Annotated in this window: 19 protein-coding genes and 1 riboswitch; of the genes, 10 read left to right on the forward strand and 9 right to left on the reverse strand. The window is 62.3% G+C overall.

Annotation, left to right across the window (positions count from 1 at the left end):
* Positions 1-12 precede the first annotated feature (12 nt).
* Positions 13-1,056, forward strand: a complete 1,044-nt coding sequence (locus tag DRF71_RS22450; protein ID WP_112312811.1) for a type II glyceraldehyde-3-phosphate dehydrogenase — start codon at positions 13-15, stop codon at positions 1,054-1,056.
* A gap of 11 nt (positions 1,057-1,067) precedes the next feature.
* Here DRF71_RS22450 and DRF71_RS22455 read toward each other — a convergent pair whose 3' ends face one another.
* Together DRF71_RS22455 and DRF71_RS22460 are read right to left on the reverse strand one after the other, a co-directional pair.
* Positions 1,068-1,568 carry an SRPBCC family protein gene (locus DRF71_RS22455; RefSeq protein ID WP_112312813.1) on the reverse strand — a complete coding sequence of 167 codons (501 nt, stop codon included), beginning with the start codon at positions 1,566-1,568 and terminating at the stop codon, positions 1,068-1,070.
* Between the two features lie 48 nt (positions 1,569-1,616).
* Entirely contained in the window at positions 1,617-1,964 is a 348-nt protein-coding gene (locus DRF71_RS22460; RefSeq protein WP_157971253.1) for a hypothetical protein, read from the reverse strand.
* 646 nt (positions 1,965-2,610) lie between these two features.
* On the opposite strand from DRF71_RS22460, the gene DRF71_RS22465 reads away from it, so the two are divergent.
* Complete coding sequence (locus DRF71_RS22465; protein WP_198672324.1) at positions 2,611-2,934, forward strand: four-helix bundle copper-binding protein; 324 nt, start codon at positions 2,611-2,613, stop codon at positions 2,932-2,934.
* A 131-nt stretch (positions 2,935-3,065) separates the two neighbouring features.
* On the opposite strand, the gene DRF71_RS22470 is transcribed toward DRF71_RS22465, so the two are convergent.
* The gene (locus DRF71_RS22470) at positions 3,066-3,455 is read right to left on the reverse strand and encodes a DUF305 domain-containing protein (RefSeq protein WP_112312816.1); all 390 of its coding nucleotides are present in this window, start codon (positions 3,453-3,455) and stop codon (positions 3,066-3,068) included.
* A 77-nt stretch (positions 3,456-3,532) separates the two neighbouring features.
* A complete protein-coding gene (locus DRF71_RS22475; protein WP_112312817.1) occupies positions 3,533-3,721 on the reverse strand; it encodes a heavy-metal-associated domain-containing protein in 189 nt (62 codons plus the stop codon).
* Positions 3,722-3,890: 169 nt separating this feature from the next.
* Between DRF71_RS22475 and DRF71_RS22480 the strand changes: the two genes are divergently transcribed.
* The 5 genes from DRF71_RS22480 to DRF71_RS22500 all read left to right on the forward strand — a co-directional run bounded on the left by DRF71_RS22480 (position 3,891) and on the right by DRF71_RS22500 (position 8,589).
* Entirely contained in the window at positions 3,891-6,368 is a 2,478-nt protein-coding gene (locus tag DRF71_RS22480) for a heavy metal translocating P-type ATPase (RefSeq protein WP_112312819.1), read from the forward strand.
* A 12-nt stretch (positions 6,369-6,380) separates the two neighbouring features.
* The gene (cueR, locus tag DRF71_RS22485; RefSeq protein WP_112312821.1) at positions 6,381-6,851 is read left to right on the forward strand and encodes a Cu(I)-responsive transcriptional regulator; all 471 of its coding nucleotides are present in this window, start codon (positions 6,381-6,383) and stop codon (positions 6,849-6,851) included.
* A gap of 17 nt (positions 6,852-6,868) precedes the next feature.
* A riboswitch (cobalamin riboswitch) is annotated at positions 6,869-7,084 on the forward strand.
* Positions 7,085-7,119: 35 nt separating this feature from the next.
* Positions 7,120-7,296 (forward strand): CbtB domain-containing protein, encoded by a 177-nt coding sequence (locus DRF71_RS22490; RefSeq protein ID WP_112312823.1) that lies wholly within the window; start codon positions 7,120-7,122, stop codon positions 7,294-7,296.
* Between the two features lie 18 nt (positions 7,297-7,314).
* Positions 7,315-8,070, forward strand: a complete 756-nt coding sequence (locus tag DRF71_RS22495; RefSeq protein WP_112312825.1) for a CbtA family protein — start codon at positions 7,315-7,317, stop codon at positions 8,068-8,070.
* Positions 8,071-8,193: 123 nt separating this feature from the next.
* Positions 8,194-8,589 carry a hypothetical protein gene (locus DRF71_RS22500; RefSeq protein WP_112312827.1) on the forward strand — a complete coding sequence of 132 codons (396 nt, stop codon included), beginning with the start codon at positions 8,194-8,196 and terminating at the stop codon, positions 8,587-8,589.
* Between the two features lie 69 nt (positions 8,590-8,658).
* Here DRF71_RS22500 and DRF71_RS22505 read toward each other — a convergent pair whose 3' ends face one another.
* The 4 genes from DRF71_RS22505 to DRF71_RS22520 all read right to left on the reverse strand — a co-directional run bounded on the left by DRF71_RS22505 (position 8,659) and on the right by DRF71_RS22520 (position 10,329).
* Positions 8,659-8,934, reverse strand: coding sequence for a hypothetical protein (locus tag DRF71_RS22505; protein ID WP_157971254.1), 276 nt, complete (start codon positions 8,932-8,934; stop codon positions 8,659-8,661).
* 71 nt (positions 8,935-9,005) lie between these two features.
* Entirely contained in the window at positions 9,006-9,188 is a 183-nt protein-coding gene (locus tag DRF71_RS22510; RefSeq protein WP_112312829.1) for a hypothetical protein, read from the reverse strand.
* Between the two features lie 81 nt (positions 9,189-9,269).
* Entirely contained in the window at positions 9,270-9,656 is a 387-nt protein-coding gene (locus DRF71_RS22515) for a DUF302 domain-containing protein (RefSeq protein ID WP_112312830.1), read from the reverse strand.
* A 208-nt stretch (positions 9,657-9,864) separates the two neighbouring features.
* Positions 9,865-10,329, reverse strand: coding sequence for an EF-hand domain-containing protein (locus DRF71_RS22520; RefSeq protein WP_112312831.1), 465 nt, complete (start codon positions 10,327-10,329; stop codon positions 9,865-9,867).
* A gap of 184 nt (positions 10,330-10,513) precedes the next feature.
* Between DRF71_RS22520 and DRF71_RS22525 the strand changes: the two genes are divergently transcribed.
* Both DRF71_RS22525 and DRF71_RS22530 read left to right on the forward strand, forming a co-directional pair.
* Entirely contained in the window at positions 10,514-11,251 is a 738-nt protein-coding gene (locus DRF71_RS22525) for a response regulator (protein WP_112312832.1), read from the forward strand.
* Positions 11,248-12,651 carry an ATP-binding protein gene (locus DRF71_RS22530; RefSeq protein ID WP_112312833.1) on the forward strand — a complete coding sequence of 468 codons (1,404 nt, stop codon included), beginning with the start codon at positions 11,248-11,250 and terminating at the stop codon, positions 12,649-12,651. Before DRF71_RS22525 ends, DRF71_RS22530 begins: the two co-directional genes overlap by 4 nt.
* 78 nt (positions 12,652-12,729) lie before the next feature.
* Here the strand turns inward: DRF71_RS22530 and DRF71_RS22535 are convergent, their stop codons facing one another.
* Positions 12,730-13,797, reverse strand: a complete 1,068-nt coding sequence (locus DRF71_RS22535; protein WP_112312834.1) for a hypothetical protein — start codon at positions 13,795-13,797, stop codon at positions 12,730-12,732.
* A 226-nt stretch (positions 13,798-14,023) separates the two neighbouring features.
* Here DRF71_RS22535 and DRF71_RS22540 point away from each other — a divergent pair, with 226 nt between their 5' ends.
* Positions 14,024-14,917: a recombinase family protein gene (locus tag DRF71_RS22540; RefSeq protein WP_112312836.1), complete on the forward strand. Its 894-nt coding sequence runs from the start codon at positions 14,024-14,026 to the stop codon at positions 14,915-14,917.
* Positions 14,918-15,007: the final 90 nt, after the last annotated feature.

Raw genomic sequence — 15,007 nt, forward strand, 5'->3', positions numbered from 1 at the left:
AGGAATCGCATCATGACCACCACGCAGAAAATCCGCGTCGCGGTGAACGGCTACGGCGTCATCGGCAAGCGGGTGGCGGATGCCGTCGCCATGCAGCCCGACATGGTACTGGCCGGGGTGTGCGACGTTGCCGCCGACTGGCGCCCGCGCATGGCAGAGGCCAAGGGCTACGCGCTTTACGGTGCCGGCCCGGACCATGTCTCGGCCATGCGCGCGGCGGGGCTGGAGGTGGCCGGAACGCTGGAGGACATGCTGGCCCGCGCCGACATCGTGGTGGACTGCACGCCTAAGAAGGTGGCGGCGGCCAATGTCGAGGCCTATCGCCGGCGCGGCATCAGGTTTATCGTCCAGGGCGGCGAGAAACATGCCGTCACCGACCACTCCTTCGTGGCCGAGGCCAGCTTTGCCGGTGCCGTCGGGCGCGACAGCACCCGCGTGGTCTCGTGCAACACCACCTCCATCGTCCGCACGCTGACCGCGCTCAAGCGCGCGGGGCTGCTTGTACGGGCGCGCGGCACGCTGTTGCGGCGCGCGACCGACCCCTGGGAAAGCCATCTCGGCGGCATCATGAACACACTGGTGCCCGAGCGCGAGATCCCGAGCCACCAGGGCCCCGACGCGCAAAGCGTGGACCCAAGCCTGGACGTGGTGACAATGGCGGTCAAGGTGCCGCAGACGCTGGCCCATCTGCACTACTGGTCGGTCGAGATGACGCGCGCGGCCACCAGGGACGAGGTTCTTGCCGCCTTCGGCGCCTCGACGCGGATCGCGCTGATCCGCATGGACGACGGCCTCGACGCGCTGAACGCGGTCAAGGAGATGATGGCCGACCTTGGCCGCCCGCATGACAACCTCTACGAGGTCGCGCTGTGGCAGGACATGCTGTCCGTGCGGGGCAACGAGCTCTTCTATGCCTACATGGTCGACAACCAGGCCATCGTGATCCCGGAAACCATCGACGCCATCCGGGCAATGACCGGACTTGCTGCGGATGCCGCGGCGTCGATGGCGCTGACCGACACTGCCCTGGGGATCGGACACTTGGCCAAGCTCTGACCGCGCCGGACTCAGGCGATCCGGCTTCGGCCCGGACCTTGCGCGAAATGCGCCCGCGTGCCGACAGCAATCCGCGACGCGCACCAGCGCGCATAAAGTGGTGCCAATGCCCGACCGAGCAGGCGGCCCGGCAGTCGTTCCGGCAGCGTGTAGTCAATAAAGACGCGCAGTTCGGTCCCTGCCTCGACCTGCAGCGTCTCGAACCCCAGCCGATAGGTGTCGATCACGATCATCCGCTGCGGACCTGTCGTCTTCCAGATCTTGCGGACGGGCGGCACGCGTTCCGTGATCACTTCCGTCACCCGCAATGCCAGACCCAGCATCCTTCCTTCGACGCGGATGACAGAACCGACCCTGCGCCCAGCTTCGGCATCCAAATGATAGTGCATGCTGCCGCCCGCCATCATCAGCGATCCCCCGGACATGTGGGCGCCAATGCGCTCGGGGTCGTCGAGGTAGTCGAAAACCTCCCGCGGTGTTGCGCGAACCAGCACCGAGGTGGCAAAATGCATCACAGCCTCTCGCATCTCGTATCTGCTCTCGTTTCGTCTTGACGACGTTCAGTCGATCTGGCGGACAAAACCCGGATACCTGTTGAACGACAGTCTCTGTACTAGCGCCCCGTCGACAGTGCGGATCTCGGCGATGATGCTGCCATCCGCAGCCGTCTCGATCGTGCCGAGTGTCAGCCGTGGATTCTGCAGGCTGTCGAGTTGCGTCTGAAGCCAGCCGCGCACCACGTCGGGCGTCGTCTCCGGTGTCGCGGCAGGTGCAAGACCAAAGACCACTTCCGACCCCTGCCCGACCGCGCCGGTCATTCCGTCCTGGATGCCCGGCCCCGGGGTCGAACCGGCGACATGATGCTGGGCCATCATCTGCATCATCATCTGCATCATTTCAGCAGACATCATCATCCCCGGTCCCGCACCCTGCGAGTCCATCCCTGGACCCGCAGGGTCTGTTGGCTCGTCGGAGCCAGCCGCATTAGGGAGGGCGGGGTTCTCGGTGCCGGCCGTGTGATGTGGATCTTCCGCCTGAGGCGTGGTCTGACCGACCGCGCCGCCGGCCATCAGGACAACAGCAAGCATTGCTGCTGAGAAAGTTCGAACTGTCATCATCCTGTTCCTTTTCGGCTGAAGGCGGCCCGGTCGTGGCTTCGACCGACCGCCAGGCACCGACCGAGTCTGCCGCCACGGAGTTCCCGCAGAAGTCCCGATCATGCGAGAGCCAACCGACGCCTATCTTCATTGACGGATGTCGAGGCAAAAGATTACCGGGCAAATGCGTTTGCCCGGTCACGACAGATCTCGCAGAGCCCGGTTTGTAGAGTCCCGCGCAAGCTGTGTAATCCCCCGACCGCATGGACGTCTGTCATTTCGGTTCGTGCAGAAGTCAGCGGATATCGGTGGAACCACACAGAATGCCTTCGCGTTTTCAAGACCGATCCCGCTGGCACTGAACAGCCCGTCCGCGGGCGATAGGGGGTGGCTCAGGCTTCTTCGCTGCGCTCCGGTCCAAGGGCAATTTGGCAACCACAGAACAGGAGTACGAGAGATGAACATGAAGGAATGCATCGAAAACTGCAGCGACTGCCACAACATCTGCCTGGAAACGCTGGCCTACTGCCTCGGCAAGGGCGGTCAGCATGTCGCATCCGCACACATCCAGGCGCTTCTGGATTGCGCGGATACGTGCCGGATCAGCGCCGACTTCATGCTGCGAAACTCGGCGCTGCATGGCCGGGCTTGCGGTCTTTGTGCCGAAGCCTGCGAGCGGTGCGCCCAGTCCTGCGAAGCCTTCGGCAATGACGCGCAGATGAAGAAGTGCGCCGAGATCTGCCGGCGCTGCGCCAAGTCCTGCCGCGACATGGCTGCGTGACATGGCGGCCGGGCAGGCGCAGAGACGCCCGCCCGGTCAGTGTGCGTCATGACGTCCCCAAAAAAAACGCGGCAGAGCGGCTTTGCGGCCGCTCTGCCCCTTGCCGGATCAAGGCCGGATCAGTTCCCGGATCAGTTCGAGGCCGCCGGCGGCTCGACACCCATCGCCTTCAACAGTGCTGTCATTTCGGCAATCTCGGCTTCCTGCGCATCAATGACCTTCTGCGCCAAAGCGCGGGTGCCCTCGTCGTCGCCCTGCTCAAGTTCGACCTTGGCCATGTCGATCGCCGACTGGTGGTGCGGGATCATCATCAAGAGGAAATCGGCATCGGCGTCGCCCGTCAATTTCATTCCCTGCATCGACGACATCATCGTGTCCATCGCAGCCATGTAACCGCCCGTGGCGCCTTCCATGTTCATTGCAGAATGGTCCATCCCAGCCATGTTGTCGGACTGTGCAATGGCATAGCCGGAAGTTGTCATGACGAGAGCAGCCACTGCTGCCAGTGCGGATGTTTTCATGGTATTCTCCTGTTTTTTGGTGGTTTTTAGCGCTTGAAACGGGTAAACCCTTCAAACGGCATTTGGTTGCAGAATGGTCAGGCGGGCGCGTAGCCTACCTCGGTCAGCGCAGCGACCAACCGGTCGCGAGAAGCCGCTGATTTCACTTCGACCTTGTGCGACGCCGGGTCCGCGGTCACTTCGGCAGAGGGGTCCACCGACTGGATTGCCTTCGTGACGCTGCGCACGCAGCCGCCACAGGTCATGTTCTCGATATGGAACTGCATGAGTGTCTCCTTCGGACAATCGCCTCATGCAACTCGATATGGGCCTTCCCACCGTTGTAAGGTCAAGGGAACAAATCCGTGAACAGACAAATTGAAATCAGGGCTTGACCTTACCATCATGGGAAGCCCTATCTCAGTCAGCGGAGTACCTCGACACTGGAGTGCCGCTATGAACATACAAACCCTTCATCACGCCACGGCGGATCTCGGCAAGATCGTGATCGACGTCGAAGGCATGACCTGCGCATCCTGTGTCGGGCGCGTTGAGCGCGCACTTCAGGCGGTCCCCGGGGTCAAAACTGCAGCCGTCAACCTCGCGACGGAACGGGCAGAAGTCATCGGATCAGACGTGGACCGGTCGGCTCTGGTCAAGGCAATCGAGGACGCAGGCTATGATGTGCCAACGCGCCCCGTCGATCTCATCATCGAGGGGATGACCTGCGCCTCCTGTGTGGCACGGGTGGAGCGGGCCTTGAAGACGGTACCCGGTGTGACCGCAGCCAATGTCAATCTGGCCACGGAACGCGCCACGGTCACCGGAACGGCGGCCCTTGCCTCCCTGATCGGCGCAATCGCGGATGCGGGTTACGAGGCACGGGCAGCGACCGAAACCGCCATCATGTCAGAAGAGTCCGCCGCGAAGAAAACAGCCGAGGAAGCCGCATTGCGGCGCGATGTGCTTTTTGCTGCGGCTCTGACTCTGCCAGTGTTTGTCCTCGAGATGGGATCGCATCTGTTCATGTGGGTCCACATGGCGGTGATGAACAGCATTGGCATGCAGAACAGCTGGTACATACAGTTCGCCTTGACGACCGTGGTCCTCCTTGGTCCTGGCCTCAGGTTTTACCGCAAGGGGTTTCCGGCCCTGGCGCGTCTGGCGCCTGACATGAACAGCCTGGTCGCGGTCGGAACGTTGGCTGCCTTCGGCTATTCCCTGGTGGCAACCTTTGCCCCCGGAATCCTGCCCCCAGGCACCCAGAATGTCTACTACGAGGCGGCGGCAGTCATCGTCACATTGATCCTCCTTGGTCGTCTGCTTGAAGCTCGCGCAAAAGGCCGGACCTCAGAGGCGATCAAGCGGCTGGTCGGACTTCAGGCCAAGACTGCTCGTGTCCTTCGCAATGGCGGCCTGGTCGAAGTGCCAGTCGCCGAAGTCCGCCCGGGCGATGTCGTCGAGGTCCGCCCTGGCGAGCGGGTGCCGGTCGACGGCGAGGTCACGACGGGCGCAAGCTGGATCGACGAAAGCATGATCTCTGGCGAGCCCGTGCCGGTCGAGAAGGCACTGGGGAGCACCGTGACCGGCGGCACAGTAAACCAGACCGGCGCGTTCAGTTTCCGGGCGACGGCGGTGGGCGAGGCCACGATGCTGGCTCAGATCATCCGCATGGTCGAAGCCGCGCAAGGCGGTAAGCTGCCGATCCAGGCGCTGGTCGACCGCGTGACGATGTGGTTCGTTCCCGTGGTTATGGCGCTTGCCGTGCTGACCTTCGCCGTCTGGCTGATCTTCGGGCCTGATCCGGCCCTGACCTTTGGCCTGGTCAACGCCGTCGCCGTCCTCATCATTGCCTGCCCCTGCGCCATGGGTCTGGCCACGCCAACGTCGATCATGGTCGGCACCGGGCGTGGTGCCGAGATGGGCGTGCTCTTCCGCAAGGGTGAGGCCCTCCAAGCCTTGCAGAGCGTCAAGGTAGTCGCGTTCGACAAGACCGGTACCCTGACCGAGGGCAAACCGCGCCTGACCGACATGGCGCTGGCACCGGGCTTCGACCGCGCCGCAGTGCTGGCCGTGGTGGCGGCTGTCGAAGCGAAGTCCGAGCATCCGATCGCCCGCGCCATCGTCGCGGCGGCCGAAGCCGAGGGCCTGATCCTTCCTGAGATCACTGCTTTCGACTCCGTCACCGGTTTCGGTGTCACGGCGGCGGCGGGCGGACAGCGGGTCGACGTCGGCGCCGACCGCTACATGGTCAAGCTCGGCCTTGATGTCTCCGCCTTCGGCGACACCGCGACCCGGCTCGGCGACGAGGGCAAGTCACCGCTCTATGCCGCCATCGACGGCAAGCTTGCTGCAATCATCGCCGTTGCGGACCCGATCAAGGAAACCACGCCGCAGGCGATCCAGGCATTGCACCTGCTGGGGCTGAAGGTTGCCATGATCACTGGCGACAATAGCCGCACGGCGAACGCCATCGCCCGCCAGCTTGGCATCGACGAAGTTGTGGCCGAGGTGCTGCCCGACGGCAAGGTCGCTGCGGTGAAACGTCTGAAGGCACTGGGCGCGCTGGCCTATGTCGGCGACGGGATCAACGACGCGCCCGCCCTGGCCGAAGCGGATGTGGGCCTTGCCGTCGGCACCGGCACCGACATTGCCATCGAAGCGGCGGACGTCGTACTGATGTCGGGTAGGCTGACTGCCGTCTCGGATGCCATTGCGCTTTCCAAGGCCACGATGCGAAACATCCGCCAGAACCTGTTCTGGGCCTTCATCTACAATGCCCTGCTGATCCCGGTTGCCGCAGGCGCGCTCTGGCCCGCCTTCGGTATCCTGCTGTCGCCGATCATTGCCGCCGCCGCGATGGCGCTATCGTCGGTCTTCGTCCTTGGCAATGCGCTGCGACTGCGGCGCTTTGCACCTTCAATCGCCGCGTAAGGAGGCCCCGAGATGAACATCGGTGAAGCTTCAAAATCTTCGGGCGTTTCCGCCAAGATGATTCGCTACTATGAGTCGATCGGGCTCATCCCGGCAGCAGGAAGGACGGTTGCAGGATATCGCGTCTACTCGATGACCGATGTTCAGCTACTGCGCTTCATCCGAAGGGCGCGGGACTTGGGTTTTTCCGTCGAGAAGATCGAGGAGTTACTGGCGCTCTGGCAGGATCGTTCGCGGCAGAGTGCCGACGTGAAACAGATTGCGCTTGAGCAGATCGCCGGTCTTGAAGTTCGAATTCGTGAAATGCAGGCAATGATGGACACGCTTCGTCATCTGGCAGATGCGTGCTGCGGCGATCACCGCCCGGACTGTCCGATCCTTGCCGACCTCGTGAATGGCCCCGATCATGGCAGCGGAGCGCGCGAGGAAGATCAACAATCCGCGCCCCGCTCCGGCAAGGCTGCCGGACTTCAAGCGCATTGACATTCTGCGGCGTGCGCATGATCGTGATTTTGTTTGGTGTTCATGGGATGCAGAATCCCCGAACTCAATCGGGAATGAGGAAGGGCGGACCCAGTTGCGGCGCCCGATACCTCAGCCGCCCCCGCGACTGTATGCGGTAGTGGCCCTTCGATATGCCACTGGGCAACTGCCCGGGAAGGCGAAGGGTTGCAGTGACCGTGAGCCAGGAGACCGGCCAGACAGGAGACTTAACCCCAATCCCGTCGGGTGTGACGGGCGGAGAAACATCATGTCTGCCACCACTCTTTCCACCGCGTCCGTACAGCACGCAGGTCTGGTTCGGCCCATCCTGACCAGTGCTGTCCTTGGTGCGTTTCTCATCTTTGCGGCAGGTTTCGCCTCTTCAGATGCGCTGCATGCCGCAACACATGATACCCGCCACGCCACCGGCTTTCCCTGCCACTGACAGATCGAGTTCGCTGACATGACGAAGTCCCTGCTGTCCGGCGGGGTGATTGCTGGTGCCGTTACGGGCCTAGCGGTTGCCCTCTTGCAGTTTTTTCTGATCCAGCCACTTATCGTCGAAGCCGAGCGATACGAGACCGGCGAACTTGTCCTGATGGGGGTGGCGCAAGACGACCCCTCAGGATCGAGTGGCGATACGGTCCTGTCTGCGCACGATGCCCACGACGCGGATGATGAGTTTTCTGTCGTCGTGCGAAGCGGCTTGACGGTCCTGACTTTGGTTTTGACCTGGTCAGGCTTTGGCCTTGTTGCGGGAGCTTCTCTTGCGACACACCGTGCCCTGTGGGGTCCAAACAGCATCTCTGTGCCCGCGCTCGCTCTTTCCGGCTTCGCTACTTTCGCCCTGTCACCCAGCTTGGGACTGCCACCGGAGTTGCCAGGCATGCAGGCCGCTGAACTGTCGGACAGGCAAATGTGGTGGGTCATGACGGCGGCGGCGACGGTGGCGGGGCTTTTCCTCGCCAGTGGGGTGAAGTCCTGGCTCGGGCGTCTCGCAGGGCTTGCCCTGATGGTGGCCCCCCACCTTCTTGGGGCACCGCAGCCACCTGCGTCCGTCCCGGTCATTCCTCCGGATCTGGCCGCGCTCTACAGTGCGCGGGCACTCGGTCTGAGCCTGATCGGCTGGCTTGCTCTCGCTTCCCTTCTCTTCCGCTTGATGCCGGAAGACGGGCGGGAGCAACCTACTGCGGTCGCGGAAGCTGTCGACACCCGTTGAGTACAGCCGAGACGCGCGATCACAGACTTGTGTCAGGTGAACTCTGCGTCGGTTGACTTGCATCAAGGCGGTTGGTGGCTCCCAGCGTAGAACCTTCAACAGTTCAGACGCCAGGGATGCGTAATGCGGCGCACCATTCATGCTAAAGAAGTGAGCGGAGGCCGCAGACAGCGCCAATATAGTCTGCGGTTGATCTGCTGGATTGCAGTCGTCTTTCTGAGTCTTTTCGGACAGTTCTCTATGGCTGCGGCGCGCGACCATTCGTCGGGGTGCAGCAGCATGGTGTCGCTAGCCTCCACAGCTGCTGAAGCGAGTGTCAACATTCCTGTTGAAAGGCGGATGGTCAAGAAGCAGCAGATGCGCTGGATTGAACGCGGGGCAAACCTGCTCCTTCAAGTTCGCGTCGCCCTTGCCAACGACGATCTTTCGGAACATCTCGCTTGCCAGCCACCCCTTCAACGAAGGCAGACCATCATTTCGCCATTTGTGCCGCTACCGCTCTTTCAGCGTGCCGCATGACCTCAGGTCGTTGAACGGTCCCACGACCGACTGTTGATTTTGTTGAATTTCGTATCTCGAAACTAATAGCTACGCGACACGCACAGGCAGCGTTACAACCAGAGCCGCAATCAGCTCCAAGGCACCCGTCGCACCTCCAAACCCTCCCAATCCACGTGTCAGCGCAACGCCCAGCGTCAGCCCCAACAGAAACTCAGAAATTCCCGCCAGCGAGACAAACGTCAACCGACGACCCAGTTCCACCTTGGTCGCCAGCAGGTCCGAGACCGCCGCAAGGGCAACCGGGGTGACCGCGGCTGCGAAGAGCCCGCTCAACACCCGTTCCACATGGGCTGCGTTCAACATTTCGAACACTGCGAAGGCCACTGTAGCCGCGGCAAAGCCCACAAGCCCGATCAGCAGGACAGCCGCCGCACCTACTGATCCGACAGCCGCACCCAGAACGGTGCACAAAGAAACAAGGCGAAGATTTGAAGCGCCGTCAACAGCCCGGTAGCGCGCGACACCTGCTCCGCCTTGCTGGCCGCGCACAGCAGGCATTCGATCAGGTCGGGCAGCTGCGGCAGCAATATCCCGAAACCGACGGAAATGGTGAACAAGTCAGCATCAGGGCTGCAAGCATAGATGCCCGAGGTCAGGCTTTGACAAGATCACGAGGGGTGTCTGTCATGCGGCGCGGCTCAGATCGCTGCAACTGTGCCAGTCAGCATATCACGCACCCGCCCGGCCACCTTGTTAAGCGCCGGATTATCGATGGCCTGCATCGACGCCACCGGATCAATCGCACTTACCTCGACTCCGCCTTCGATCTCGCGAAGTATAACGTTGCAGGGCAACATCGCACCGACGCGCGGTTCCATCCCTATGGCTTCCAGTGCCATCTTCGGATTGCAGGCCCCTAGAATCCGGTAGGCTGGCATATCCACGTCCAGCTTCTTCTTCATCGTTGCCTTGACGTCGATCTCTGTCAGCACGCCAAAGCCGTTCTCCGCAAGCGCGGCACGGGTTCGGGCGTCGACCGCGTCAAAATCCGCGCCGGTGATCAGGCGGTTGATCGTATAGTTCATCGTGTTTCCTTTCGACTATTTGCGCAAATATTTGACCAGCGCCGCAATCGCGAGGCCGACCAGCACAAGGGTGACCATCATCCAGAGCCAGCCGAAGCCCATTCCAAATCCCATACCGTAGCCGTTCATTTTCATGGCCTCCTGATCTGTGTTGGGATTTCTCCCGCCAACCGGAGCTTTGCCCAGTTAGCGGGAGAAAAAAGGCGCGTCAGTCGTTGTCCATCATCCCATGACCCATGCCCGGCATGTTGCCCTGCTGCCCGCCCATGTGGCTTTGCATCATGTCTGCCATGGCGGACATTTCAGCCTCGGTCACCTGCGCGTCACCGTCGGCGTCGTGCATCTGGAAGGCTCGCACGGTCATCGGTCGGGTGTGAGCCGCGTGCATCACCGCGAATTCCTCCAGCGACAAAGTACCGTTGGCGTCGGTGTCATAGGTCTTGAGTTCAGCCTGAATCCCGGCTGTCATTTCCTCGGGGCTGAGCGTGCCGTCTTTGTTAGTATCGAACGTGGCCATGGCATAGCTCTGGCCGCCACCCATCATACCGCCATGCTGGCCCATCATCATGCCATCATGTTGCATCTGACCCTGCTGGGCGACGACCGGTACGGCGACAGCGGCCACGCCAAGGGCTGCAACGGCTGCGAGGGCGAATTTTGTTGAACGTTTCATTCTGTCTCTCCTGGATCAGATTGCGATGAATCCAATCTGGGGGCGAGGTGTCCCACAGGTTTGTCAGGGCGACGCCTGTTTTGTATCAAACTGTCGCAAGCCAAGGTCCTGAGAGAGGTTTGCGACAATCTTCTGTCCGCAGACCCACGGGGTTCAGCTAGGGTCGACAGCAGGAGACAAGAAGATGACCCAGCCGTCGCATATCCTGCCCCCCCATATCCTGATCGTTGATGACCACCGCGAGATCCGCGATGCGCTGGTGAAGTATCTGGAAAAGAACGGCCTGCGCGCAACTTCTGCCGCCAATGCCGTCGCAATGGATGCCGCAATGAAGGTGGGTCAATTCGACCTGATCGTGCTGGATGTGATGATGCCTGGCGAAGATGGCCTGTCGGTTTGCCGACGTTTGCGCGCTCAGGGGGACATTCCGATCTTGATGCTGACAGCCCTGGGTGACGAAACTGACCGTATCGTGGGGTTGGAGGTCGGCGCGGACGACTACCTGCCCAAACCGTTCAATCCGCGTGAGTTGCTGGCCCGGATCAAGGCGATCCTCCGCCGATCCGACCGGGCGGAAGTTGTTGGTGGCAGCCTTGCTGGGCACAGATTGGCCTTCGACCGATGGGTGCTTGATACCGACCGCCGGACCCTGACCGACGACAATGGCATCGAGGTCTCTCTGACAACCGCGGAATTCCGTCTGCTGACGGTGTTTCTGGAACGGCCGCGCTTCGTGCTCAGTCGCGAACAACTGCTCGATCTCACATCGGGTCGCGCCGCACAGGTGTTCGATCGCACCATCGACAACCAGATCAGCCGCTTGCGCCGCAAGATCGAGGCCGATCCGGCCAAGCCTGCGCTGATCGCAACCGTCTGGGGTGGTGGCTACAGCCTTGCCGCAGACGTCAGTGCAATGCCATGAGTGCGCGCTTCCCGAAGCTTCGCAAGCTGTTCCCGCAATCTCTTGGCGGGCAGTTGCTGATCATATTGCTTTTGGCGCTGGCCATCACACAAGGGCTTGGCCTGTTGTTGCTGACAGACGAGCGGAACCGTGCCGTTCGTGCAGCCCTCGGGCTGGAGGCGGCAGGGCGCGCTGCAAATGTTGTCTTGCTTCTGGATGGCGCCCCCACTGATCTGCGCTCGTCGATACTCCGCGCGGCGGATTCTCCGCTTGTCCGGTTTGAAGTCGGGCCCGAGCCTGCAGCGTCCCACGACAGCGCAGAGGCGGACATGGTTCTGCGGCAGATCCGCCAGATTCTCGGAGAGCCGGAACGGGAGGTTCGCGCCGATGTCCATGCGCTTCCCCTCGCGTCCATGCCTTTGCCAGACGGAGTGCCAGCCATCATGCGCCCCATGCATGAGGCGATGATGGCAGGGCGGACCGACCCCATTGAACTGACGCTGTCGATTCGACTTGCGGCGGGCGATTGGCTGAACGTGCGCACGATGTTTTACCGCCCTGCCCTGCAACTGACTCCACAGGCCCTTCTGCCAGTAGTGTTGATGGCGGTGGCGGTAGCTTTGGTGGCCTGGTGGACCGCGCGGCGCGTCGTCGGCCCGATGCGCGCTCTTGCAGTTGGCGCCGACCGCTTGGGCCGTGGGCTTGATGCCGATCCGTTGCCGATGACGGGGCCATCCGAGGTGCGCGAGACCACGCAGGCCTTCAACCGGATGAAAGCCCGACTCACCCGCTTCGTGAATGAGCGCACGCACATGCTCGCCGCCTTGAGTCATGACTTGCGCTCGCCCCTGACCGCGATGCGGCTCAGGATCGAAATGCTGGACGAAACCGAGGATAGTGTACGCCTGAAGGCACTGGTCGAGGAAATGCAGGCAATGGTCGAGGCGACCTTGGAATTCGCACGCGGGGTTGCACGGGCAGAACCCGCCGCTGAAGTCGATCTTGCCGTCCTGCTGACTGATCTGGTCAACGATGTAGGGCGAGATCAGGCCAATCTTGCCCCGTCGTCGCGTCTGCCCATCACCGTCCGCCCGCACGCCTTGAACCGCGCGCTAAGGAACCTGATCGATAATGCTGTCCGCTATGGCGGGGTGGCGATGGTAAAGTTGGACCGAACGCCTGGATTGGCCGTCATCACCATCGCGGACAAGGGCCAGGGATTGCACGAAGACCAACTTGAAGCAGTCTTTGAGCCGTTCGTACGCTTGGAAGGGTCTCGCAGCCGAGATACCGGCGGCGTCGGCCTCGGCCTGGCAATCGCCCGCACCATCATTCAGGCGCACGGCGGGACAGTCTTGCTCCGCAATGTGGCGGCAGGTGGACTCGAAGCAGTTGTGACCTTGCCACTCGGTGATGCTTGATCTCACCTCACAAAAGCGCCCACCATTTTCGGCCCTCCGAAGCCGAGCCTCAGAAAAAGCTGTGGTCACATCTGGCCGCTAAATTGCTGCACGCCAAATCCTGAAACGCCCTTGGCCAGTCACCTCGTGGATCAGCCCACTCGCCTCCATCCAAGCCAGGTTTCGCTGAACAGCCGCGCGGCTGGCGCCGATCAAAGTCTCGGCCATCGGTGCGGAGACCAAGGGCCATTCGGTCAATACAGAGCGCAAAGCCGGAGGCGTACGGCCAGACAACACCGACATGACAGTCTCCGCTTGGGTAGACCATATTTCGAGATCGTCGAGGTGCCGCATCGCTGCGAGGCATGCGTTGTTCATCCCGTCCAGCCATCGGGTCAACCGCTCTGCCGGAGGTCCGCCGGCACGAATCCCCCCTGCCCCACCCATTGCTACTGGTGCGAAAATCGCACCCTTCCCTTCGGCTGCAGCAATCCGGCCTGCCGTGACCGCGGCTTCCATCCGGTCACCATGCTGACCGAGACCTGCCAGGCTCCAAAGGTGGAAGCCCAGACAAGCCCGGGTGATAGGGTGCAGATGTCGAGCGGCTCCCGTCACGGCGAGCCAGCCATCGGCGCGATCGGTGAACCGCTCGGCGTCATCCGCTATGTTCTCAGGGTCCCGCCGGTCGAGAAAATCGGCTAGCCCAGCTTCAGGGCCAGGCCCCTCAGTAAGACGTCGAACAGCCCATCCAACGCGTGACAGCGCCCCAGAGTCTTCCTGAGGGCCAGACAGACGAAGCGCGATCCAGAGTGCAAGGCGGTCAGGGCTGACTCGATCGCCAACGAACCAGCTCAGCTCTGCAGCCTCGATCAGGGCCAATCTGTGCCGCCAACCCGATGGGCCGCGTCGCAGACGGTCGTCAAGCGCGCCCAATCTTCCGGCCACGCGTGCGAGGCGGGCCGCACAACCCGCTTCGGCCCGGGCCCATGCGGCAACGACTGAGGTTTCACTGGGCTCAGCCAATGGGCCGGGAAGCAGATAGTTCGGTTCCTCTTCCATCGGGCCGGGCAGGAACCACAGATCGTCCTCGGATGACTGCCCGCCCCCCTCAGGATCGCCGAGAGTTGCTTCAGCTTCATCAGGCAGAACAGAGACATAGGACTTCATATGTGCAAAATAGGTCTATTATGCAAACTACCCAAGGGTTTTCTGTGGAGCTGCATTTGCTCCTTATATAGTACGCGCGCGCCGTGTGCGTGGAGAACTCTCTGATCGCGTTCAGTACATGGAAACCAAGGGGTTTCTGGCGATCAGCGCCACACAGCATGCCCTTGCATTCGTTTACAAATGGTCGTTTATTAGTGGTATGTGCAACTGCAAACGACCTGTTTTGATGCCCCTGATCGGCTATGCGCGCGTCTCAACCGAGGATCAGACCCCCCTGCCCCAGTCGCAGGCCCTGAAATCTGCGGGCTGCGCCGAGATCCATGAGGAGCAAGCATCAGGCGGGAACCGCGCGCGGCCAGTGCTGGCCCGCGTGCTCGAGCGGATCGCCAAGGGCGACACGCTGGTGGTGGTGCGCATCGACCGTCTGGCGCGGTCGCTTTCGCATTTGCTGGAAGTGATCGAGCGGCTGGAGGCGAAAGGCGCCTTCTTCCGCTCGATCATGGACCCGATCGACACGTCCTCGCCGCAGGGCAAGTTCACCCTCCAGGTCCTGGGCGCCGCCGCTGAGTTCGAGCGCGCCCTGATCCGCGAACGCACCAAGGCCGGCCTGGCCAGCGCACGGACCGAAGGCCGGGTTGGCGGCAATCCGGGCCTGCGCGCCCGGGATCCGGCGGCGCTGCGCAAGGTGCGGCTGGCGCGACAGGACGGCTACATGGAGCGCCTGAACGAGACGGCGCAGGACTGGGTTCCCCATGTCCGCCGCCTGCGCCCCGACATGGCCTGGGAAGACGTAGTGCGCATCGTCAACGGCCCCCTACCCCGCGAGCGCCAGTGGACGCAGAGCCGACTGCTACGTGCCGTGAACGCCTATGTGCGCGACGGCTTTCTGCTCGAGACTGTGCTCGCCCGCGCCGGCCGCCGCGAGACCGACGACCGCCTGCCCGCCATCGTCGCCGCCATAAAGGGCGCGGACCCCGACATCACGCTTCAGGCGATCTGCACTCGACTGGAAGCGATGCGCGAGCGTACGCCCCGCGGGCGGACCAACTGGCAGCCGTCATCGGTGAAGATGCTCTTGGGGCGGGCCGAGAAACTGGGGCTGCTTTCAACACTCCGGTGATCTGGGCGACCTTTCGAACTGCCAATGCGAGCCGGCTTAAGACGCCATGGACTCCAAGGTCGCCGTTCTGACGCGGCGACCGAAGGTGAA

This window comes from Pseudogemmobacter bohemicus (assembly GCF_003290025.1).
GTDB classification, from domain to species: domain Bacteria; phylum Pseudomonadota; class Alphaproteobacteria; order Rhodobacterales; family Rhodobacteraceae; genus Pseudogemmobacter; species Pseudogemmobacter bohemicus.